This is a genomic window from Parafrankia sp. Ea1.12, from assembly GCF_900465275.1.
In the GTDB taxonomy this organism is placed as follows: Bacteria; Actinomycetota; Actinomycetes; order Frankiales; family Frankiaceae; genus Parafrankia; species Parafrankia soli.
Genome location: NZ_UBIZ01000180.1, coordinates 1 through 20,816 on the forward strand (window position 1 = coordinate 1; position 20,816 = coordinate 20,816).

The window sequence follows — 20,816 nt, forward strand, 5'->3', positions numbered from 1 at the left end:
CCAGCCACGACGACTACGCCGACTCCGTCCTGGCCGACGGCTCACCGACCGGAACCGCCGAAGCCGCACTCGACCTCGCCGCCGGCCTCTACCTACCCGCCACCACCCATCACCGACGAACTAACGGCGACGACCACTAGCCGTCAGTCGTGCCACGGCACCCCCACCTCGCCGTCTGTCGGCGCGGGAAATCCCATGCCCGGAACGGGAAGAGAAAGCGGTCGAAGCATGTCCTAGGTGAGCAAGGTGATGCGGGCGCGCGGCGCGGAGGCGAGCCCGCGAGAGGCGTGTCCTCCGGCCGGAGACACGAGTGGTCGCGGGAGACTCCCGACGAGAGGAGACCTTGGATGGTCAACGCGCGACTGACCGCCATCAACGCCACTGCGGTCGACCAACGCCTGCTGCGTACGACGTTCGGCTGTTTCCCCAGCGGGGTCACCGCCGTCTGTGGGCTCGCCGGCCGGGAGCCGGTCGGGATGGCGGTGAGCTCGTTCATTTCGGTCTCCCTGGATCCGCCGCTGGTCTCGGTGTGCGTGGCTAACTCGTCCACCACCTGGCCCCGGCTGCGGGCGCTCGGCCGACTGGGCGTCAGCGTCCTCGGGGAGGCCCACGACCTGGCGGCGCGTCAGCTCTCCGCCCGCGACGGTGACCGGTTCGCCGGCATGGAGCTGACCTCGACGTCCGGTGGCGCGCTGTTCGTCGCCGGGTCCGCGGCGACCCTCGAGTGCGAGCTTGTCAGCGAGGTGCCCGCAGGCGACCATCTGATCGCGCTGTTGCGGATCCACGCCCTGGATTCCGACGCGAACGTCACCCCGCTGGTCTTCCACGGCAGCCGGTTCCGGCAGCTTGCCAGCATCTGACAACCAGCCCGTCGCCCGGACCGACCGCTCCGCGGAGGACAGCATCGTGGATCTCGCCACCGGCCTGCCGATCTGCGTCACCTGCGGGGTGCAGTACGCGGCGCCGCGACCGGACTGCCCGGTCTGCGAGGACGAGCGGCAGTACGTCGGCTGGGACGGGCAGCGCTGGACCACCCTCGGCGAGCTCCGCTCGGACGGCTTCCGCAGCCGACTGGAACCCGAGGGCCCGGGCGTGTACGGCATCGGCTCGGCGCCGAAGATCTCCATCGGCCAGCGGGCCCTGCTCGTCACCACGGCGAGCGGCAACATCCTCTGGGACTGCGTGCCCTTCCTCGACGACCACCTGATCGCCCAGGTCACCGAGCTCGGCGGGATCACCGCCATCGCCGTGAGCCACCCGCACTTCTACGGCTCGATGGTCGACTGGAGCCGCGCCTTCGGCGACGTCCCGATCTACGTCCACGCCGCCGACGAGCAGTGGCTCGGCCGCCGCTGCGCCGCCGTCAACCTGTGGACGGGTGACACCCTCACCATCGGCGACGGGCTGACCCTGGTGAACGGCGGTGTGCACTTCGCCGGCGGCACCGTCCTGCATCACGCCGCTGGCGAGGACGGGCGAGGCGCCCTGTTCTCCGGGGACATCCTCCAGGTCGTCCTCGACCGTAGGTACGTGAGCTTCATGTACTCGTACCCGAACTACATCCCGGAACGCCCGGAGACCGTGCGCCGGGCCGTGCGGCTGCTGGAACCCTTCGCCTTCGACGCGATCTACGGCGCGTTCTGGCAGACCATCGTCCGCTCGGACGGCCATGGCGCAATGCACCGCTCCGCCGAGCGCTACCTGCACTTTGTCACCGACCCAGCGCCGGCGGCAGCGGAACAGACGCCGCGGGCCTAATACCGCGACGGAGCCGGCCGGTCGGCACCGGCGCTCCGGTGTTCCGCGGAACACCATGATCAACCGTGGCCTGCGGCCGATCGGCCACAGCGGGCCACAGCGGGCGACGGCGCGTCAGTTCGTCATCGCGTCAGCTTCGCCTGGGGCGCGGGCATCCTCGCGGCCGGTGCGATCATCTGCGGGCTCCTGGTGCGCCCCGGCGCCCCGGACACCAGCCAGGCCACCGCGCGGACGGCAGTGCACATGTGAGACCGCAGCTGTGAGATCGACGGGCAGTCCCCGGCCGTGGACCGGAGACTGCCCTGTTGCGGCTGCTTCTGAGGAGCCGATCGGGGCGGATTGGTTGCTTCCAGCACTTCCGCGACAGACGATTGGGCGGCCGGCGCCCCCGCGCCCGCGCGGGGGGAGAGCGGATGCCGACCGAGCCCGGAGAGGGCCGAGCCGGCGGCGACGTGGCCGCGCGACGTCAGGTCCTGCTCACCTGCCTGGCCGCGATGTTCGCGACCACCTTCACCGCGACGCTGCTCACAGTCTCGTTGCGGACAGTGGCCGACGACCTGGGCTCCAGCACCGGGGTGATCTCCTGGGCGGTCACCGGTTCCCTGTTCGCCCTCGCGGTGGCCATGCCCATCCTCGGCCGGATCGGCGACATCCGGGGCCACCGCCGGACGTTCCTGATCGGCACGGCCCTCGCCGTCGTCTTCTCGCTGGCGACCGGGCTCGCGTGGGACGCCGCGTCGCTGATCGGGTTCCGCGTCGTCGCCCAGCTCGCGGGATCGGCGACGATCCCGGCGTCGTTCGCGATGCTGTTCGCGGTCTTCCCGCCGCAGGAGCGGGTGCGTCCGTCGGCGTGGGCGTCGGGGGTGCTGTCCGGGGCGGCGGTCACCGGTCTCGCCGTCGGCGGGCTGATCATCGACGCCGTCGGGTGGCGGGCGGTGTTCTTCATCCAGGCCGGCATCGCGGTCGTCCCGCTGGTCGCGGCGCTCCGCGTGCTGCCGCCGGACCGGGACGGGCTGCGCCGTCCACTGGACCGCACCGGCGCGGTGGTGCTCGCGGCCGCCGTCTTCGCGCTCACCTTCGGGGTGAACCGCGCGGCGGCGTGGGGGCCACGGCCGATCGTGATCGCGCTGCTCGTCGCGGTGGTCCCACTGTTCTGGCTGCTCACCGTGGTCGAGCGGCGCAGCACCGACCCGGTCGTCCCGATGGAGCTGCTGACGAAACGGGACGTCCGCACCGCCGGGCTGGCGTCGTTCATGATCTCCGCCGCGCACCTCGGGAACTTCCTGGTGACCCCGCTGCTGCTGGAAGGGCTCTTCGGCCTGTCGGTGGCCCTGACCTCGGCGGTGACGATGTGCCGCACGCTGTCGATCGCGCTGGCCGCGCCGTCGGCGAGCTGGGTGGGGACGAGGATCGGGCCGCGCGCGCTCGCCTCGGGCGCGGGCGCGGCCTACGTGGTCGCGCTGGCCGTGATGGCGTTCGGCACCCGGTCGGACATGCTGTGGCTGGTCATCGTCGGCCTGATCGGCAGCGGCCTGGCCTTCGGGCACGCGCAGCCGCCACTGATCGTGATCGCGAGCGGCTCCGTCCCGGAGGACAGCTTCGGGCTGGTCGCCTCCCTGCAGCAGACGGCGGGCCAGATCGGCGGCGTCGTCGGCACGAGCCTGCTCTCCGCGGTCGTCGCCGACACGCTCCATCCGGGGCCGTTCGCCGCCGCGTATCTGATCGCCGCGGGATTCGCCCTGCTGGGCGGGGTGACGATCATGCTGAGCTCACGGCACGCCGCCACGGCCACGGACTCGGCTGCGGCTGCGGCCGAAGCGGCCGACGTCCCGGCGGGCCGCCGCAGGCACGGCGTCCGGTCGGTCCTCGGCGTCCGCCGCGACCCCGGGCAGGCGGCTCGGCGCGCCCAGCATGTGAGCGAGCGTGACCCCGGCGATGCTCTCCGCCGCGAGCAGGCCGACCAGCACGATCAGCTGGAAGCGCGCCGCCTGCCCGGGTGAGGCCCCGCCGAACAGCGCCCCGACGAACGCGCCGGGGAGGGTGACCAGCCCGACGGTGCGGGTCTGGTCGAGCGCGGGCACCAGCGCCTCGGAGACGCTGGCGCGGGCGATGTCCAGGCACGCCCGCCGCGATGTCGCGCCGAGAGCGAGCCAGGCCTCGACCTCGTCCCACCGCAGCCGGAGCCCCGCGGCGAGCCGCCGCCCGGTGAGCGTGCAGGACGTCATCGTGCCGCCGACGAGGCTCCCGGTGAGCGCGATCAGGTTCCGGGTGGACGGCTCGAGCGCCCCGACCGCGAAGACCGCCCCCATCGGGAGACCGGCCCCGATCACGCAGGAGACGAGCACCGCCCGGCCGGCGGGCGCGAGCTCGGTGAGCCGGCGGGTCGCAGTCCCCACCGCCGCGGTGAGCATGAGCACGACGACGATCACCGTGGTCGGCGGGGCGGCGAAGACCCCGCGCAGGGCCAGACCGATGACCGTGAGCTGGACGGCGGCACGCAGCGAGGCGGTGAGAACGTCCCTGCGCCGGGCGACCCGGGCCCAGGTGAGGGCCCCCACCGCGAGCGCCAGCAGGAGCAGGAGCCCCGCGCCGAGGCGCAGATCCGCGTGACTACCCACCGGCGGGCGACCGCGGTCCACCGGCGGTCGGGTGCGGTCGGGCCATCCTGGCAGTTTCCCGCGTCCTGGCCCGCGGCGTGCGGCCTGATAACCCTGTGTGCTCGCCACCGCCGGTTCGCGGGGACGTCACCAGGCCGACCGGGCGCCGTTTCCAGGACTTTGCGACACCGCTGACGGTGCCGCCTATCCTTGACAGGTCGATGGTGGTTCCCGTTGTGCCCTGCCGCCCTGCCCGCCACCCGCTGGGGAGATCGCGACCGCATGAGGACTGACACCATCTACGTCAACTCTGCCGCCACCTGGCTTCCCCCGCGCCGGCAGCCGCCCTCCGAGGTGGGCGGAACACTCGAGGACACGGGCTACACCATGCTGGCCGTGTCGGACGGGCCGTCCGCGCCGGAGATGGCGGTGCTCGCCGCCAACGCGGCGCTGGCCCGGGCCGGCTGGCGCGGCGCCGAGCTGGATCTGCTTCTGCACGCCTGGAGCTACTACCAGGGGCACGACTTCTGGTCACCCGCGCACTACATCGCCGACCAGCTCGGCGCCCACGACGCGATGCCCGTCGGGATCCAGCAGATGTGCAACGGCGGTGCCGCCGCACTGCAGTCCGCGGCTGCCCACCTGCTGGGCGATCCCACGATGACCCGCGTCCTGGTCACGACCGCGGACCGCTTCTGCCCCCCGGGATTCGACCGCTGGAACAGCGACCTCGGCGTCGCCTATGGTGACGGCGCGAGCGCGGTGCTGGTAAGCCGGACGAACCCCGCGGAGCTCGCTGAGCCTGCGGCTCCCGTGCCGGCGGGGCTGCGGCTGGTGTCGGTGACCTCGGTGTCAGCGCCGAACCTCGAGGCCATGCACCGCGGCGACGACTCGTTCGGCGCCGCCGCGCGCGCGGCGGCGGAGTCGGTCGACGTCCGCCGCACGAAACGCGCCTACCTGCGCCGCAACGGCAGCTCCGGCTACCGGACGGCCGAGCGGGAGCGTCTCGAGACCCTGCTGGGGCTGGCCATGAAGGAGGCCGGCGCCGACGTGGGCAGCCCGAGGCTGCGGTGCGTGGTGCTGCCGCGGGTGCACCGAAGCCCGTTGCTGTCTGTCTTCGGCCCGATCGTCGAACGGCTGACCGGCGCCGAGGCGGTCGATTTCGGCCGCTCGACCGGGCATCTGGGCGCGGGCGACCTGACCGCCGGCATCGCCGACCTGCTCGACCGCGAGATGCTCGCGCCCGGCGAGACGGCCCTGGTCATGAGCACCGGCGCCGGCTTCACCTGGTCCTGCGCGGCGCTGACCGCACCTGAACCCGCCTGACCCGCGGCACGAGCCGGCAGCCGTGGCGGCTGCCGGCTCCCCGCCCTGGATCAGGGGGCTACCGCTCAGGCCCTACTTCTTGATCCACAGTTCCTCGGGCAGCAGCGAGCCGAGCCCGTACTGCGCGAGACCGCCCACGTTCTTGCCGGAGACGGCGCTGAGCGCGACCCGCTGGAGGAAGATCCCGGGGGTCAGTGCGGTCAACCGCTGCTGGACCGTGTCGTAGGCGGCCTTGCGGTCCGCCTCCGCCGACGCGGTCCGGCCGGTGCCGAGGGCCTCGTTGAGCTGGGGGTCGTCGACCCCGGGCACATTGGTGGCCCTGCCGCCGCGGAAGGCCGTGTACAACTTCGGTTCCGGGTCCTGGAAGAACGCGGACGTGATGAACGTGTCGAAGTCGTGCGTCGCGTTCATCTTGCCGTACTCGGCGAGCTGGACGACCTTGACCTGCACCTTGACGTTCTTGAAGCTGCTGAGCTGGGCCTGGACGTTCTCGGCGATCGCCCGGCTCTCGGAGCTGGGGAAGCTGGTGAACGTGAAGGACACCGGCTTGCCCTCGGCGGCGAGCTCGTCGAACAGCCGCTGCGCCCTCGCCCGGTCCGCGCGCCTCAGGGGCGTCTGGGAGTAGAAGGGTGAGGCGTCGTTGAACAGCGTCTCGGCGGGCTGCCCGTCGCCCTCGTAGACCGCGAGGTTCAGCGCCTCCAGGTCGAGCGCCGCGGCCACCGCCTGGCGGGCGCGGATGTCGTCGAACGGCGCCCGGCGCATGTTGAGCGCCATGAAGATGCCGCCGTTGACCGGCCTGCTGATGCTCGGCTGGCCGCTCTCCGCGGCTTTGTGGAGGTTGATCCAGTCCGACTCGATGGCGACGTCCGCGCCTCCGGTGAGCAGGGTGTTGTAACGCTGCCTGGACTCGACGGCCGCGCGGATCGTGAGGGCGTCGAGGTAGGGCCGGGGCGCGTCCCAGTAGCGCGGGTTCTTCACCAGGTCGATGTCGGCCTGCCGGGTCCAGCGCTCGAGCTTGAACGGACCGGCGCCGACGGGGTTCTGCTCGAACGCCTGCGGGCCGCGCTGCAGGGCCGCGGGCGAGGCGATCCAGTTCATCCCCGTGGTGAGGACGACGTCGGCGAAGTTCGGCACCGGGTCGGCCATCGAGACCTTCAGGGTGCGGTCGTCCACCACCTCGGTGGAGGCGATCATCATGGCGTCCCCGCGGTAGCTCGACGCGTTCGCGGGGTCCTTGAGGCGCTCCCAGTTGAACTTCACGGCGGCGGCGTCGAGCGGGCTGCCGTCGGAGAAGACCAGCCCCGGCCGCAGCCGGAGCTCGAAGGTGGAGCCGTTGTCGCTGCTCGTGAACGACTCGGCCATCTTGTAGACGACCTGGCCCTTGTCGTCGTCGATCATCAGCGTCCCGTACAGGGCGTTGCCCAGGACAGCCGTCGCCGCGTAGGCGTTGCCGAGCTTGGCCGGGTCCATGGAGCTGGTGTCGGCCAGCATGAGGATCCGTCCCTTGCCGCCCGCCACCGGTTCCCCGGTGGCACCCGTGGCGGCGGCGCCCGTGGCGCCGTCGCCATCGCCGCCACCACCGCACGCCCCCAGGAACATCGCCACGGCGCACACGGCGGCGGTGGCGAGTAATCGCCTCGTACGGATCATCGTCGTCCTCTCTCCAGTGCCAGATGTCCGGCCCGCGGAAGCGGGGGTCGCTGCCGGAGCGGTGTGAGGGCAGCCACCGCCGAATCGATTGGCCGCGCACGTCACAAGGGCCGTTGGGGAGTGAACTGTGTCACGCTGTTTTAGCGAAGTCAACGTCTACTCAAGCGTGCGGCTACGTACTTTCATTAGCGAGAACTACGTTCTACATGACGAGTCCACCACGGTGTCTGACGAGCCGCCGTGACGACCGCCCACCGGGCCGCTCCGGAGCCCGGGCCGCTCCGGAGCCCGGGTCGCTCCGGAGCCCGGGCAGCGGCGTCCCAAACGGCCGGGCGCGTTGGTGGCAGCGTCCGCGCACTGTCGATCGGCGTCCGGGCCCTTGGCACATAGCGTTTCCCTGCCGAAGGCGTCCACGCGCCGACGCGTCGCGAGCGGGCCGCGAGGTGCGGGCACCCGACGAGCGGGACGGCGCCGCGGGCCCACCAGCCCGGGAGCGCCCACCCGACGAGGGGGTACCGATGTCATCCGCGCCGCGATCCCAGGAGGGGGCGTCCGGCGACCCGCCGGTGACGCGGCCGAGGCACACGACTCGAACCACGACGGGTGACACAGATGGCTGCAGACGACAACGCCCCCACGGGCACCGACACGTATGCCGGCTGCGCACGCCCGCAGCCTGTCGGGGTGTTCCCGCTGCCCGCGGGATTCCTGCTGGTCCCCGGCAGCGAGACGACGTCCGGCCTGCGCCGCACGCTGGCGGATGGACGGCTGCCCTCGGCATGGCCGCCGGAGCTGGCCGCGCTCGAGCTCGCCTACCGCGGCAACGTGATCGCGGCGGTCGAGCTGCTACGCGGCGACGACCCGGTCACCCGCTACAACCGGTTCGTGCTCCGCCCCGCGGGCCGGCCGCCGGAGGACCCGGCCGCGCTGCGCGAGGCGCTCGGCGCCGAGCTGGGCATCCTGGTGGACGTCGTCCGCTTCGCCCTCGGTGAGCTGGACGAGCCGCCGCCGCTGACCAGCGAGACCGGCGAGATCGCGGCCCTGGCGTGGTCCGCGCACGCCGCGCACGCGATGGCCGCCGGCCGGCTCGACGACGCCGCGCGGATGCTGGGCGAGGGCATCGCCGCCGCCGCCGATCCCTCCCCCGGGCTGGCCGCCCAGCTCATGGCGACGGCCGCGGGCCTGCGCCGCGACGCCGAGGGACCGAGCCCCGCGGTCGCCACCGACCTGACCGCCGCGCTGGCGGCACTGGAGCACACCGACCTGGCCACCGGGCGGGCCGAGCTGCACCTGACGCTCGGCTCGGTCCACCACGAGCTGGCCGGAGACGACCTGGCCGGCCTGCGCACCGCCGCCGAGCACTACCTGGCCGCGCTGCGCCTGATCACCGTCGACACCGCCCCGGAGCTGTTCGCGTCCGCGCAGGTCAACCTGGCCGCTGCCTACCTGGCCATGCCGATGAACTCCGCGTCCGACCAGCTGCGGATCGGGGTCGCCATGCAGGGCCTGCGCACCGCGTTGACCGTGTACACCCGCCAGTCCTATCCCGAGCAGTGGGCGAGCACCCAGCTGAGCCTGGCGAACGCGCTCGTCTACGCGCCGTCCGCGCACCGGCGGGACAATCTGGTCGAGGCGGTCGGCCGCTACCAGGAGGTCATCACGACCCGGGAAGGCCTGGCCGACCCGCTCAGCTACGCCCGCGCGCTGGCCAACCAGGGCAACGCGCTGGCACACCTGGGAGCCTTCCCGCAGGCGACGGCGGTGCTGCACGAGGCCCGTTCGATCTTCGAGCAGAACGGCGAGACCGGCGCCGCCGCCGCGGTACGGGAGGTGCTCGACGAGATCACCCGCCACGTCGCGATGAGCCGGGCCACGTGACAGGCCCGCCCGGGACGTCGCCACGGAACCCGGCGGCGGCCCCCGGGCCGGCACCGACGGCGTCAGCGTCAGTGCCGGCGTCAGCGTCAGTGCCGGCGGCATCGCCGGCCGCGGATGACCGGTCGGCCGGCCGGATCCGGCGGCGGGTGACGGTCGAGGGGGTCGTCCAGGGGGTCGGCTTCCGGCCGCATGTCCACCGGCTCGCCACCGCGCTGGGGCTGGCCGGTCTCGTCGGCAACGAAGCCGGCTGCGTCGTCGCCGAGGTGGAGGGCGACGGGCCGGCGGTCGCCGAGTTCCTGCGCCGGCTGGCCGCGCCGGCCCCGCCGCTGGCCCGTGTCGACCGCGTCGCCGTCACCCACCTGAACCGCCGTGGAGACGACGGATTCCGGATCGTGGCCAGCACCTCGGCGGCCGGTGCCCGGACCATGGTGGCGCCCGACGTCGCCGTGTGCGCCGACTGCCTGCGGGAACTGTTCGACCCGGCGGACCGGCGGTACCGCCACCCCTTCGTCACCTGCACGAACTGCGGGCCACGCTTCACCATCATCGAGGCGCTGCCCTACGACCGCGCCACCACGACGATGGCCCGGTTCCCGATGTGCGCACGGTGCGCCGCCGAGTACACCGACCCCCGCGACCGGCGGTTCCACGCCGAGCCCGTCTGTTGCCCGGCCTGCGGGCCGCGGCTGTGGTTCCGCGTGGCGGTCGCGGCCCAGGCCGGCCGGGAGGGACCCGAGACGCACGGCACGGACGCCGCGCTGGCCGCGGCCCAGCGCGCCCTCGCCGCGGGACGGATCGTGGCGGTCAAGGGGATCGGCGGCTTCCACCTGGCCTGCGGCGCGGACGACGACCGCGCCGTCGAGCTCCTGCGCGCGCGCAAGGGACGGCCCGACAGGCCCTTCGCGGTGATGGTGCGCGACCTGGCGACGGCGGCCGAGATGGCCGATCTCTCGACCGCCGAGGCCGAACTGCTCACCTCCACGGCCGCTCCGATAGTGCTCGCCAGGCGCCGGCCCGGTGCCCCCCTGTCGGACCGGGTCGCGCCCGGGAGCCCCCTGGTGGGCCTGCTGCTGCCGTACACGCCGGCGCACCACCTGCTGTTCGCGCCGGTGCCCGGCGGCGGCCCGCCCCCGCCCCGGGCGCTGGTGATGACCAGCGGCAACCGCTCGGGCGACCCGATCTGCTTCGCCGACGCCGACGCCGACGCCGACGCCGGGCGGCTGGCCGGGCTGGCCGACGCGTACCTGCTGCACGACCGGCCGATCCTGCAGCCGTGCGACGACTCGGTCGTGCGGTGGGACGGCGAGCAGGTGCTGCCGCTGCGCCGCTCCCGCGGCTACGTGCCGCTGCCGGTGGACCTCGGCCGTCCGGTGGAGTCCGTGCTCGCCGTGGGCGGCGACGGCAAGTCCGCGTTCTGCCTGACCGCCGGTCGCCGGGCGATCGTCTCGCAGCACCTGGGCGACATGGGCGGACTCGACGCGCTGCTGGCGCTGGAGCGTGCGAGCGCCCGGCTGACCGACCTGTACGCCGCCGAGCCGGCGACCGTCGCCGCGGACCTGCACCCCGGCTACGTCACCCGGGCCTGGGCGGGCCGGCGGGCGGCCGGCCAGGGCGGCCGGACCCACCTGGTGCAGCACCACCACGCCCACGTGGCCGCGCTGCTCGCCGAACACGGCCGCCTCTGCGACACCATCCTCGGGATGGCCTTCGACGGCACGGGCTACGGGCTCGACGGCACGATCTGGGGCGGCGAGGCACTGCTGGTCGGCCCGGACGTCACCCACGCCGACCGGGTCGCGCACCTGCGTCCCGTCGCGCTGCCCGGCGGCGACGCGGCGGCGCGCGGCCCCTACCGCTGCGCGCTGGCCCACCTGGCCGCCGCCGGCGTCGAATGGACGGCCGACCTGGCCCCGGTGCGGGCCTGCTCCCCCACCGAACTGCGGGCGCTGCGGGCGCTGGTGGACCGCGGCGTGTCCTGCGTGCCCAGCAGCAGCATGGGCCGCCTGTTCGACGCGGTCGCCTCCCTGCTCGGCGTGCGCCAGCGGAGCACCTTCGAGGCCCAGGCCGCCCTCGAGCTGGAGGCGCTCGCCGCCGCCAGCCGCCGGCCCGGTCCCGCGGTCGCCTTCGGGTTCGACGGCCGCGTGCTCGATCCGGCGCCGGTGATCGCGGAGATCGTCGACGGGTTGCACGCGGGCCTCGCCCCGGACGCGCTCGCCGCGGCGTTCCACCTGGCGGTCGCCGACGCGGTGACCCGGGTCGCGCAGACGGCCCGGCGCCGCCGCGGTGTCGGCCTGGTTGGGCTGACCGGGGGGGTGTTCGCCAATGTCGTCCTCGTACGGGCCTGCCGGGCCCAGCTTGCCGCCGCGGGATTCGAGGTGCTCGTCCACCGTGTGGTCCCGCCGGGTGACGGGGGGCTGGCCCTCGGCCAGGCCGCGATCGCCACGGCCGCCGCCCGGGCCCTTGCCGACCCTTGTTAGGCGAACGCCACTTCTGTACGGTCGTTCAGCACAAGTCCGCCCGCGGATGCCGCGGATGCGGCTTGCGGGCGAGAACGCGGGCGACGCGCTCCCGTGGATGACCCGGCGGCCCACGACCACGGCCGTGTGAGGCCGCAAGTGAGGCGACCGACGAGGCCCCGGGACGGATCCGCCAGGCGGCGACGTCTGCACCCAGCTCGTGAGAATTTGATACTTAACTGTGAGAGCGGGATTTCTGCTGGTTGTGGCATCAAACCGCGATCAGTCACGTCACCGCGGACAAGGAGGACACAGGGTGCTGACACTCAAGGCCGCCGGCTTGCTCGATGTCGATACCGGGGAGATCACCCGGCCCGGGATCCTGAAGATCGAGAACGATCGGATCGTCGGTCTCGGCGGCCAGCCCGAGGGCGAGGTCATGGACCTCGGTGACCTGATCCTGCTGCCCGGCCTGATGGACATGGAGCTCAACCTCCTGATGGGCGGCCCCGGCGAGCACCCGCTCACCGGGCAGATGCGCGACGACCCGCCGCTGCGGATGATGCGCGCCACCCAGAACGCCCGCCGGACCCTGCGGGCCGGGTTCACCACGGTGCGCAACCTCGGCCTGTTCTGCAAGACCGGCGGCTACCTGCTCGACGTGGCGCTGATGAAGGCGATCGACGCCGGCTGGGTCGACGGCCCGCGGATCGTCCCCGCCGGCCACGCCATCACCCCGACCGGCGGCCACCTCGACCCGACGATGTTCGGCGCGTTCGCCCCGCACGTCCTGAAACTCACCGTCGAGGAGGGCCTGGCCAACGGCGTCGACGAGATCCGCCGGGCCGTCCGGCACAACATCAAGCACGGCGCCCAGGTCATCAAGATGTGCGGCTCGGGCGGGGCCATGTCCCACAGTGGGCCCTCGGGCGCGCGGCACTACTCCGACCAGGAGGTGCTGGCCCTCACCGACGAGGCACACCGACGCGGCCTACGCGTGGCCGCGCACACCCACGGCTCGGAAGCCGTCCGGCAGATGGTCGAGTGCGGCGTCGACTGCATCGAACACGCGTTCATGATCGACGACGACACCATCAACCTGCTGATCAAGCGCGGCACCTGGGTGGTCGCCACCCAGGCCCTGATCGACAACATGCCGGTGCTGAACGACGCCGAGCCGGAGATCCAGGCGAAGGCCGCCCTCATCTTCCCCCGCGCGAAGGCCTCGATCCGCAACGCCATCGAGGCCGGCGTGAAGATCGCGGTGGGCAGCGACGCGCCGGCGATCCCGCACGGCAAGAACGCCCTCGAACTGGTCGCCCTGGTCGACCGGGGCATGACCCCGCTGCAGGCGATCCAGGCCGCGACCATCGTGGGCGCGGACCTCATCAACGTCACCGACCGGGGCCGGCTCGCCGAGGGCCTGCTCGCCGACGTCATCGGCGTGCGCGGCAACCCCCTCGAGGACATCCGCGTCCTGCAGCGGGTCCCGTTCGTCATGAAGGGCGGTAAGCAGTTTGTCTACTGAGCCTGCCACCGGACCCGCAGTGACCGGGCCGAGCCGGACCGAGGACCTGGTCGAGATCCAGCAGCTACTCGCCCGCTACGCGGTGACGATCACGCAGGGCGACGTCGAGGGACTACTCAAGGTCTTCACCCCGGACGGCACCTACACCGCCTTCGGGGACACCTTCGCCCTCAAGGACTTCCCGACGCTGGTCGCCGCCGCGCCCAAGGGCCTGTTCCTCACCGGCACCTCGTTGGTCGAGCTCGCCGACGACGGCCTCAACGCCACCGGAACCCAGCCGCTGTGCTTCATCGAGCACGCCAATCACGACATGCGCATCGGCTACTACAAGGACACCTACCTGCGCACCGCCGAGGGGTGGCGGCTGCGCACCAGAGCGATGACCTTCATCCGCCGCAGCGGTGTGCACGACTCGGGTATCCCGCACGTCATCGAGCGCCTGTCGTCATGACGGTGACCGGCCTGGTCCCAGCCGGTTCATGATCCAGCGGGAGGTCGTCGCCGAGGGGCAGGCCGGGCTCACCGCCGCGGTGCGTCGGCTTCCCGCCTGCTCGAGGCCGACGCCCGCGGATCCGCACGGTGCGGGGACGGCCTCAGTCCTTCGCCGGCTCCTCGATGTTCTTCCCCACCAGCTTGAAGGTCGCCCCCGTCGGGTCGGTCGCGATCGCGAGACGGCCATACGGGGTGTCCATTGCCGGCTGGACGACCGCGCCCCCCAGCTTGACGGTGAGGGCGAGCGTCGCGTCGGTGTCCTCGACGGCGAAGTAGACGCCCCAGTGCGCCGGAACGCCCTCGGGGAGGAAGCCTGACGCGTCCATGATCCCGGCGTGCTGCTCGCCGGCGTCATCGACGAGCACGGTGTAGCGAAGCTCGTCCGTGTCGCTGACGACGTTCGTCTTCCAGCCGAACACCTCCTGGTAGAAGGTGACCGCGGCGGCGTAGTCCCGCGTGAGCAGCTCGAACCAGCCCGGCGCGCCCGGCTCGGCCAGCACTCCGAACCCGCGGTGCAGGCCCTGCTGCCACATGCCGACCACGGCGCCGCCCGGGTCGGTGAGGACGGCCATGACGCCCAGGTCGGCGACCGGCATCGGCGAGATCATCATCGTTCCGCCGTGCGCGGGTACGGCCGCGGCGGTCTTCTCCGCGTCGGGGGTCAGCAGGTAGACCGACCAGACGTCGGGCAGCTCCGGCTGCTGCTTCGTCATCCCCCCGGCGACCACCTTGCCGTCCTTGGAGAAGTTGAAGTAGCCGCCGAACGCCTCGTTCGGCTCCTCGGAGGTCCAGCCGAACAGCTCCGCGTAGAACTCGCGGGCCTTCGCCGCATCCGAGGTCATGAGGTCGACCCAGCAGGGCGCGCCGGGCAGGGTGGTGTCGTGAGCGGGCATCGTGGGCTCCTTCGCCGCCGGGCACGTGGTGGGCGGCGCGGGGTTCGCGGCCGCTGCTCGCGTGCAGTCGACAGAGTGGACCTACCCACCGACAGAAACTCATCGCCGCCGCGCGGCCTGTCTCGAACTTCCTCCGCGGCGGGTGGACGGGCGGTGCCGCGGGCCGACGTGAGGTCCCCCGCGGCACCCGTCAGGTCAGGCGGAGCAGGCCCAGACGATCGAGCCCGCGAGCGTGCGCCCGCCGGACGTGCTCGCGCTGAACGACACGGAGCCGCCGGCCGAGGTGATCTCGACGGTGGCGGGAACCGCGTCGATCGCGTAGCGGCCGGAGTCGGGCGCGACGACCGAGACCGTGATGACGGCCGGGTAACTGCCCGGCCCGTCGTAGCCGGCGACCCGCACCCCCTGCGACACCGTCCTGCCCTCGATGGTGGCCGTCGAGGACTCGACGTAGCGCCGCGCGGTGGACTGGCAGCTCACGGCCGTCGACACATGCCCCGCGACGTCGACCGGCGAGGTGATGTCGACGGTCAGCGAACCGGGACCGCCGGCACCCGCGCCGCCCGCCGGCGCCGCCGGCTCTGGCGACTGCGACGCGGTCGTCGCGTCAGCCGTCTCGGCGCCGGTACCAGCGCTGGCAGCGGGGGCGGGCGCGGAGCCCGCAGTCGAGACGGAACCGGCCCGGCAGGCGGTTAGCCCGAGCCCGATCACGACCGCCAGCGCGAGGAGCAGCAGGGATCTGGCAGGCAGCGGTCGCGGCCCCCCGCTGGTTCGTCCCTCGTGACCCGCTCGCGCGCCGCGGCGGCCGCCGCCAGCCCGCCGATCCGTGCGGTTCCCCCGGTCTGCCATGTTCGTCCGGTCCATCCTGTCGCTCCAGTGATGATGTCGCCGTCCGCCGAACCGGCCGACGTGCCGGCCCGGCAGGACCGACGACATCAGCCGGCCGTGTGAGCCGGATGTGAGCGAAGCCGAGACAGACACAGGAGCCGATCATGAATGTCACCGGGGATGGCGGCCAGGCAGCGCGGTGGAACGGACCGGCCGGGCAGGCCTGGGCCGAGGCGCAGACCCTGACGGACCGGATGTTCAAGCCGTTCGAGGACCTGCTCGTCGACGCGGTCTCGGCCACCGGTGCCGGGTATGTGCTCGACGTCGGCGGCGGCACGGGCGCCACGACGGTCGCCCTCGCCCGGCGGCTCGGGGCGCAGGGGCGCTGCGTCGGCGTGGACATCTCCGACCCGATGCTCGCCGCCGCCAGGGCGCGGGCCGAGCGGGACGAGGAGGGGGCGCGGGCGGTCTTCATCCGCGCCGACGCGCAGGATCACGCGTTCGAGCCCGCCGCCTTCGACGCGATCGTCTCCCGTTTCGGGGTCATGTTCTTCGGTGACTCCGTCGCCGCCTTCGCGAACCTGCGACGGGCCGCGGCGGATGGGCCGGGATCGACATCCGGCCGGTCGATGCGTCCTGTGTGTTTCCCGAACACGAGCTGGTCCCCTACTTCACCCGGTTCGGCCCGGTCGGTCAGGCCCTGCGGGACGTGGACGAGCGGACTCGCGGGCAGGTCGTCGAAACGGCCCGCGCCGCGTTCGATCCCTATGTGCACGGCGCCGAGGTCCGTTTCACCGCGGCCTGCTGGGTGGTCGGCGCCCAGGCCAGGTGAGCCGGACCTTGGTGTGGCTGCCCTGGCGAAGTTGCTATGACGCGACCGAGCGAACGAGCTGCACGATCGCTGTTCCACCTTCCGTCCGGGATATCCGTCCGCTGGGAACGAAGCCGACCCGACGGTAGAGGCGCAGCGCGCGGTCGTTGTCAGCTCCGGTCCACAGCTGCAGCCGTACGTACCCGTGGCTGCCAACCTGGTCCACGAGATACCCGATCAGCTGCTCTCCCACTCGTCGCCCCCAGCGGTCGGGGTGGACGAAGACCATCGAGATGTGACACAGCCCGTCCAGCCTCGCTCCCTGCCCGTTCTGACCGCGGCCCGGTTCGGCCAGCAGCATGCCGAGAACCCTCGTTCCTGCGCAGGCGATAAACAGGAGAGCATCGGGGGCGGCGAGCTTCGTCTGCACCCTGGCGATCCGCTGAGCGTCGGGAGGTCGTCCACGGGCACTGTTGGCCTCACGCCAGACGTCCAGGGCGGCGGGAAGATCATCGCCATGCGCGAGACGAACCGTCACCGGGTCTGGTTCCAGCACAGGTTCCACGGGCTCAGGATCGCCGCTCCGCCGGACGGTGCGGACCAGATTCAGTGAGACAGCCAGATCCGGAGCCTGTCAAACATGGTGAGACATCAGGCGGCTTCGTTCGTGTGTAGCGTCTCCTCGGTCTCGATGATCGCTGGGGGCTGGTTGATCCACGCCTTGGTCGGTAGCGCAGGCGGAGTTGGTCGGTGGTGGAACCGCTCGGGGTTGGCGAGGTAGGCGGCGTCGAGGACCTGGGCGCGTCGGGTCTGGATCTTGTGCGCGGTGCCGTCATGGACGCTGGCTGGGGTGTGTAGAGCGACGCCTGAATGCCGGTGGTCGTTGTTGTAGTAGCTGAAGAAGACGTCGCAGAAGACGCGGGCGTCCTGGAGAGAACCGAAACGTCCCGGGAAAGCGGGGCAGTATTTGAGTGTCTTGAAGTTCGCTTCGCTGTAGGGGTTGTCGTTGGAGACGTGCGGGCGGGAATGGCTCTGGTCGATGTTCAGGTAAGCCAGGAGGGCGGCTACCGACTGGGAGGTCATCGAGGTTCCGCGGTCGGCGTGGACGGCGTTCGGTTGGACGTCGCCGTTCACGGCGACCGCGTGCTCGATGAAGGCTTTTGCGAGTTCACCGGTCTCGGTGGGATGAACCTCGAAGTGGACGGCTTCGCGGGAGAATATGTCGAGGATGACGTACAGATCGAAGTACACACACCGCGGACGGGTCCGGTTAGCTTCGTGATATCCCAGCTCCATATTTCGTTGGGTCTGGTCGCGAGTAGTTCCGGTTTCTTCCGGGCGGGGTGGGTGGCCTGCGCACGCCGCTCCACGGTCTGGTGCCGGGCACGCAGCAGCCGGTACATGGTGGACACGCTGGCCAGGTAGACGCCCTCGTCGAGCAGGGTCGCCCAGACCTGGGCGGCGGACTTGTCGACGAACCGGTCGCTGTTGAGGAGCTCCAGTAGCCGTTCGCGTTCGGTGTCGTCGAGTGCTGCCGGGTGGACGGCCGGGGCCCGGGGCAGGCGTCCTGTGGATTGTGTGGGATTACGCCGACGGTACACCGTCGCCCGGGACATCCCGAGCAGGTCGCACGCGACCTTGATCGAGGTCAGTGGCACCAGCGAGGTGAACGCCTCGTCTACTACCTGCCGGGTTTCTTGCTGGAATCCGCGCTCTCGGAGATCAGTTCCAAGAGCGCGTGTGCTTTTCCCACGACTTCCAGCGCTGCTTTCGTTCTTGCCAGCTCGGTGGCGAGCCGTTCGTTCTCTCGGCGTAGCCGCTCGTTATCGATATCCGTCTCGCTGGCCGCGGGCCGACCGGCGGGCTTTCCGGTGAGACCTTCGCTGGCCCCCTGGTCCCGCGCCTCGCGCCACTTCTGGATGTGGGAGCGGTAAAGACCTTCCCGGCGCAGCAACGCGCCTCGTTCACCCGACTCGGTCAACCCGTCGTACTCGTTCAGGATTCTCTTCTTGTAGGCCGCGGTGAAGCTCCGGCGCTTCGGCCGGTCCGACCGCGGTCCTCCAGACGAGCTCACCCCGCCATCCTCCTGCTTCGAGGAGGCCATGTCTGCCATGGTCAACGTCACTGGTCTTGAAGATCCCGTCTCGCCCTACGCTACAGAAGTCTCGGTGATCCTCATGTCTCACGGGAGTCTGACAGACAGGGATCTGCGGATCGGGCCAAGTTCGTCGAGGCGGGACAATCAGGCACCGCACGGGGAGCAAGACGTCGGTGTCGGCTGGACTTTAGAACGTGGCCAAGCGCGCCCCGCGCACCGTGAACAACGCCCTCGCCCTCACCCCGTTCTACGCCGGCACCCGCATCGCCGAAACCGTCGGCCTCGGCATCGACGACGTCGCCCTGTCCGCCCGCAGAGGCAGTCTGCGTGTCCACGGCAAAGGCGACCAGACCCGCCAGGTCCCCATCCACCCGCCGCTGCGCGCCGCGTTCACCGGTTGGCTCAGCGAACGCGCGGACTGGCCCGGCGCCGAGGGGCCCGCACTGTTCCTCAACCAGCAGGGCAGCCGGCTGTCCACCGCCGGCGCCCACACCACCACCATCGCCGCCGCAGCCGGCCTCGTCACCGTCGCCGAACTCTTCGGCCACACCCGCCGAAGATCGCTATAGCGGCTTCCGGTCGTATTCCGGTCGCCCCGAGGCCACGATCGACTGGCACCGCGACAACGAGACATGATGGCGTCCCCTGCTCGACCGCTCCCTCGTCTTGGAGACCGCCCGGCAGAGCCCCTCCCGCAGGGGACGCCGGTCGGCACGGGCGCCGCAGTGTTCTGGGGGGCTCTGCGGGGTCCGCGGGGTTCTACGAGGTCCGCGGAGGTCCGTGCGGTTCCGTGCGGTGCCGCGGAACACCATGATCGTAGGGTAGGCGACTGGCGCGGTGGCATCTCGCTTTAGGCACAAGGTCCGGTACCTTTGTCCGCGTGGTTTCCCCCGCGTTTTTCATCCCGACCGTCCATGGCATGCTCCGTTTCCAGCCGCCCCCCGTCAATCCGTGCATGAGGTTCTCCCTCACACGGCTTACCGACGTCGTTCACCGCCGGCATTCGATTTCTCCCGCCAGGTCTTCCCAGCCCTGGGTGAAACAGTGATCCCATACAGGCCGATCAGTCCGAGGTCAACCGGCCGCGAGCGCGACAGCACCCACCAGCCGAACCCCATGCTGCGTTTATGACGGGCCCGCACAAACCGGACCAGTCGCTCCTGCGCGAACCTCCTGATCGCGCCGAGATGCCGGGCAGAATGCCCGAAGCGGAAGTAGCCGGCCCAACCACGCAGGAACGCGTTGAGCCGTTCCACGATCACCTGCGGCGGTAACAACAGCCGCGACCGGTCGGTAATCTCCCGAATCCGGTCACGGGCATGCCGCATCGCCCTGTCCGAAGGCCAGCGAGCGAGGAACGTCACCTTTCGCCTACCGCGGTCTCCTCGGGACCGCACGAGCCGGTGGTGAAAGCCCAGAAAATCAAAGCCCCCTCCACCAGGCTGAAGGTAGACGATACGGGTCTTGGCCGCCTTAGGCTCCAAGCCCAGGTCAGCCAGCAACCGGGTCAGGCACTCCAGCGCCCGCTCCGCCTGGCTTTGCGACCAGCACATCACGACCAGGTCGTCGGCAAAACGTACCAGCGCCCCGTCACCCTCATCCCACGACCGATCCAGCCGGTGCAGGTAGACATTACAGAGTAACGGCGACAAAGGACCCCCTTGCGGGACCCCACTGACCTTCCGCCGGACCTCGCCGTCCCGCATCACACCAGCACGCAGGATCCCGCGCACCAGCCTGAGCAGGCCCTGGTCACAGACCCGTTCCTCGACCGCCCGCATCAACCCGTCAAACGGGATCGCCGTAAAGCAGTCGGCGATATCCGTCTCCACCACCCACCGCCTGCCCCGCGCGGCCTCGTCAACGAGGACCCGCAGGGCGTCGTGCGCCGAACGCCGTGGACGGAACCCGAACGAACATTCGGCCATGTCAGCCTCGAAGACCGGCTCGAGCACGATCCTGGTAGCTGTCTGCACGATGCGGTCACGAACAGCGGGAATCGACAGCGGCCTGAACCCGCCCTTCACCCCAGATTTCGGGATCAGGACCCGCCGCAGCGGTAGCGGCCGATACGTTCCTTCCCGCAGCTCGGCGGCCAACTCACCCAGGAGCAGGGAAACCCCGTACTCCTCGACCTGGACCACCGTGGTGTGGTCGACGCCAGATGCCCCCTTGTTGGCGCGCACCTGAACCCACGCGCGCTCCAAGACGTCCCTACGGTGGACCTTGTCCGAGAGCGCATGGAACCTCCGTCCGGGATCGGCCTTGGCCGTCCGGTAAAGCGTGTGCTGCAAGGCACGGACCGAATCCCCACGGGATCCACCAGCGGTGGGACTAGCAACCATGGCACTCACCGGGCCCCTCCTTTCCAACTGCACGCATCGACGAAGTAGCGGCCCTTTCCCTCACCGCCGGTTATGTTGTCCGGTCGGCTCGATCGGTAATATGGCCGCCTCCGACGCCCACCCAGCCCGCCACCCACTTCCCGGGATCACCGGTTA

Annotated in this window: 16 protein-coding genes and 2 pseudogenes; 10 read left to right on the forward strand and 8 right to left on the reverse strand. The window is 71.4% G+C overall.

All coding sequences use genetic code 11. From position 1 onward, the window contains the following. Window positions 1-347 precede the first annotated feature (347 nt). The 3 genes from FMEAI12_RS05500 (at window position 348) to FMEAI12_RS05510 (ending at window position 3,758) form a co-directional block, all read left to right on the forward strand. Window positions 348-860 carry a flavin reductase family protein gene (locus tag FMEAI12_RS05500; RefSeq protein WP_112105212.1) on the forward strand — a complete coding sequence of 171 codons (513 nt, stop codon included), beginning with the start codon at window positions 348-350 and terminating at the stop codon, window positions 858-860. Window positions 861-906: 46 nt separating this feature from the next. Next, window positions 907-1,758, forward strand: a complete 852-nt coding sequence (locus FMEAI12_RS05505; protein WP_112105223.1) for an MBL fold metallo-hydrolase — start codon at window positions 907-909, stop codon at window positions 1,756-1,758. A gap of 413 nt (window positions 1,759-2,171) precedes the next feature. Beyond that, on the forward strand, window positions 2,172-3,758 hold the full coding sequence (locus FMEAI12_RS05510; RefSeq protein ID WP_112105213.1) for an MFS transporter: 1,587 nt from the start codon (window positions 2,172-2,174) through the stop codon (window positions 3,756-3,758). Here the strand turns inward: FMEAI12_RS05510 and FMEAI12_RS05515 are convergent. Next, window positions 3,732-4,484: pseudogene (locus FMEAI12_RS05515) on the reverse strand (ABC transporter permease); the annotation flags it as partial. The gene FMEAI12_RS05510 and the pseudogene FMEAI12_RS05515 overlap by 27 nt on opposite strands. Window positions 4,485-4,637: 153 nt before the next feature. Here FMEAI12_RS05515 and FMEAI12_RS05520 point away from each other — a divergent pair. Next, on the forward strand, window positions 4,638-5,681 hold the full coding sequence (locus tag FMEAI12_RS05520; RefSeq protein WP_112105215.1) for a 3-oxoacyl-[acyl-carrier-protein] synthase III C-terminal domain-containing protein: 1,044 nt from the start codon (window positions 4,638-4,640) through the stop codon (window positions 5,679-5,681). Window positions 5,682-5,753: 72 nt separating this feature from the next. Here the strand turns inward: FMEAI12_RS05520 and FMEAI12_RS05525 are convergent, their stop codons facing one another. After that, window positions 5,754-7,331, reverse strand: a complete 1,578-nt coding sequence (locus tag FMEAI12_RS05525; protein WP_112105216.1) for an ABC transporter substrate-binding protein — start codon at window positions 7,329-7,331, stop codon at window positions 5,754-5,756. 612 nt (window positions 7,332-7,943) lie between these two features. On the opposite strand from FMEAI12_RS05525, the gene FMEAI12_RS05530 reads away from it, so the two are divergent. The 4 genes from FMEAI12_RS05530 to FMEAI12_RS05545 all read left to right on the forward strand — a co-directional run bounded on the left by FMEAI12_RS05530 (window position 7,944) and on the right by FMEAI12_RS05545 (window position 13,644). Continuing rightward, window positions 7,944-9,209, forward strand: coding sequence for a hypothetical protein (locus tag FMEAI12_RS05530; RefSeq protein ID WP_112105217.1), 1,266 nt, complete (start codon window positions 7,944-7,946; stop codon window positions 9,207-9,209). 89 nt (window positions 9,210-9,298) lie between these two features. Continuing rightward, window positions 9,299-11,686 carry a carbamoyltransferase HypF gene (gene hypF / locus FMEAI12_RS05535; RefSeq protein ID WP_112105218.1) on the forward strand — a complete coding sequence of 796 codons (2,388 nt, stop codon included), beginning with the start codon at window positions 9,299-9,301 and terminating at the stop codon, window positions 11,684-11,686. 295 nt (window positions 11,687-11,981) lie between these two features. Further along, entirely contained in the window at window positions 11,982-13,193 is a 1,212-nt protein-coding gene (locus tag FMEAI12_RS05540; protein WP_112105219.1) for an amidohydrolase family protein, read from the forward strand. 19 nt (window positions 13,194-13,212) lie between these two features. Next, window positions 13,213-13,644 carry a nuclear transport factor 2 family protein gene (locus FMEAI12_RS05545; protein ID WP_071063508.1) on the forward strand — a complete coding sequence of 144 codons (432 nt, stop codon included), beginning with the start codon at window positions 13,213-13,215 and terminating at the stop codon, window positions 13,642-13,644. A 142-nt stretch (window positions 13,645-13,786) separates the two neighbouring features. Here FMEAI12_RS05545 and FMEAI12_RS05550 read toward each other — a convergent pair whose 3' ends face one another. Together FMEAI12_RS05550 and FMEAI12_RS05555 are read right to left on the reverse strand one after the other, a co-directional pair. Then, a complete protein-coding gene (locus tag FMEAI12_RS05550) occupies window positions 13,787-14,578 on the reverse strand; it encodes a VOC family protein (protein WP_112105220.1) in 792 nt (263 codons plus the stop codon). Window positions 14,579-14,773: 195 nt separating this feature from the next. Next, entirely contained in the window at window positions 14,774-15,427 is a 654-nt protein-coding gene (locus tag FMEAI12_RS05555; protein ID WP_235013732.1) for a hypothetical protein, read from the reverse strand. Between the two features lie 143 nt (window positions 15,428-15,570). On the opposite strand from FMEAI12_RS05555, the pseudogene FMEAI12_RS05560 reads away from it, so the two are divergent. Continuing rightward, window positions 15,571-16,238 (forward strand): annotated as a pseudogene (locus FMEAI12_RS05560) (class I SAM-dependent methyltransferase). A gap of 34 nt (window positions 16,239-16,272) precedes the next feature. Here FMEAI12_RS05560 and FMEAI12_RS05565 read toward each other — a convergent pair. The 3 genes from FMEAI12_RS05565 to FMEAI12_RS05575 form a co-directional block, all read right to left on the reverse strand. After that, complete coding sequence (locus tag FMEAI12_RS05565) at window positions 16,273-16,755, reverse strand: GNAT family N-acetyltransferase (protein WP_112105225.1); 483 nt, start codon at window positions 16,753-16,755, stop codon at window positions 16,273-16,275. A gap of 113 nt (window positions 16,756-16,868) precedes the next feature. Next, window positions 16,869-17,513 carry a DDE-type integrase/transposase/recombinase gene (locus FMEAI12_RS37815; RefSeq protein WP_131627556.1) on the reverse strand — a complete coding sequence of 215 codons (645 nt, stop codon included), beginning with the start codon at window positions 17,511-17,513 and terminating at the stop codon, window positions 16,869-16,871. Between the two features lie 385 nt (window positions 17,514-17,898). Continuing rightward, window positions 17,899-18,330: a hypothetical protein gene (locus FMEAI12_RS05575; RefSeq protein ID WP_160144238.1), complete on the reverse strand. Its 432-nt coding sequence runs from the start codon at window positions 18,328-18,330 to the stop codon at window positions 17,899-17,901. 179 nt (window positions 18,331-18,509) lie between these two features. On the opposite strand from FMEAI12_RS05575, the gene FMEAI12_RS05580 reads away from it, so the two are divergent. Continuing rightward, entirely contained in the window at window positions 18,510-18,884 is a 375-nt protein-coding gene (locus FMEAI12_RS05580) for a tyrosine-type recombinase/integrase (protein ID WP_112105222.1), read from the forward strand. Between the two features lie 408 nt (window positions 18,885-19,292). On the opposite strand, the gene ltrA is transcribed toward FMEAI12_RS05580, so the two are convergent. Next, window positions 19,293-20,522 carry a group II intron reverse transcriptase/maturase gene (ltrA, locus tag FMEAI12_RS05585; RefSeq protein WP_235013734.1) on the reverse strand — a complete coding sequence of 410 codons (1,230 nt, stop codon included), beginning with the start codon at window positions 20,520-20,522 and terminating at the stop codon, window positions 19,293-19,295. Window positions 20,523-20,816: the final 294 nt, after the last annotated feature.

Excerpts from the sequence above, each read along its gene's own strand:
- FMEAI12_RS05500 (WP_112105212.1), top strand. The coding sequence starts at position 348 with ATGGTCAACGCGCGACTGACCGCCATCAACGCCACTGCGGTCGACCAA.
- FMEAI12_RS05530 (WP_112105217.1), top strand. The coding sequence starts at position 7,944 with ATGGCTGCAGACGACAACGCCCCCACGGGCACCGACACGTATGCCGGC.
- FMEAI12_RS05520 (WP_112105215.1), top strand. The coding sequence starts at position 4,638 with ATGAGGACTGACACCATCTACGTCAACTCTGCCGCCACCTGGCTTCCC.
- FMEAI12_RS37815 (WP_131627556.1), bottom strand. The coding sequence starts at position 17,513 with ATGGAGCTGGGATATCACGAAGCTAACCGGACCCGTCCGCGGTGTGTG.
- FMEAI12_RS05575 (WP_160144238.1), bottom strand. The coding sequence starts at position 18,330 with ATGGCAGACATGGCCTCCTCGAAGCAGGAGGATGGCGGGGTGAGCTCG.
- FMEAI12_RS05555 (WP_235013732.1), bottom strand. The coding sequence starts at position 15,427 with ATGGCAGACCGGGGGAACCGCACGGATCGGCGGGCTGGCGGCGGCCGC.
- FMEAI12_RS05510 (WP_112105213.1), top strand. The coding sequence starts at position 2,172 with ATGCCGACCGAGCCCGGAGAGGGCCGAGCCGGCGGCGACGTGGCCGCG.
- FMEAI12_RS05550 (WP_112105220.1), bottom strand. The coding sequence starts at position 14,578 with ATGCCCGCTCACGACACCACCCTGCCCGGCGCGCCCTGCTGGGTCGAC.
- FMEAI12_RS05525 (WP_112105216.1), bottom strand. The coding sequence starts at position 7,331 with ATGATCCGTACGAGGCGATTACTCGCCACCGCCGCCGTGTGCGCCGTG.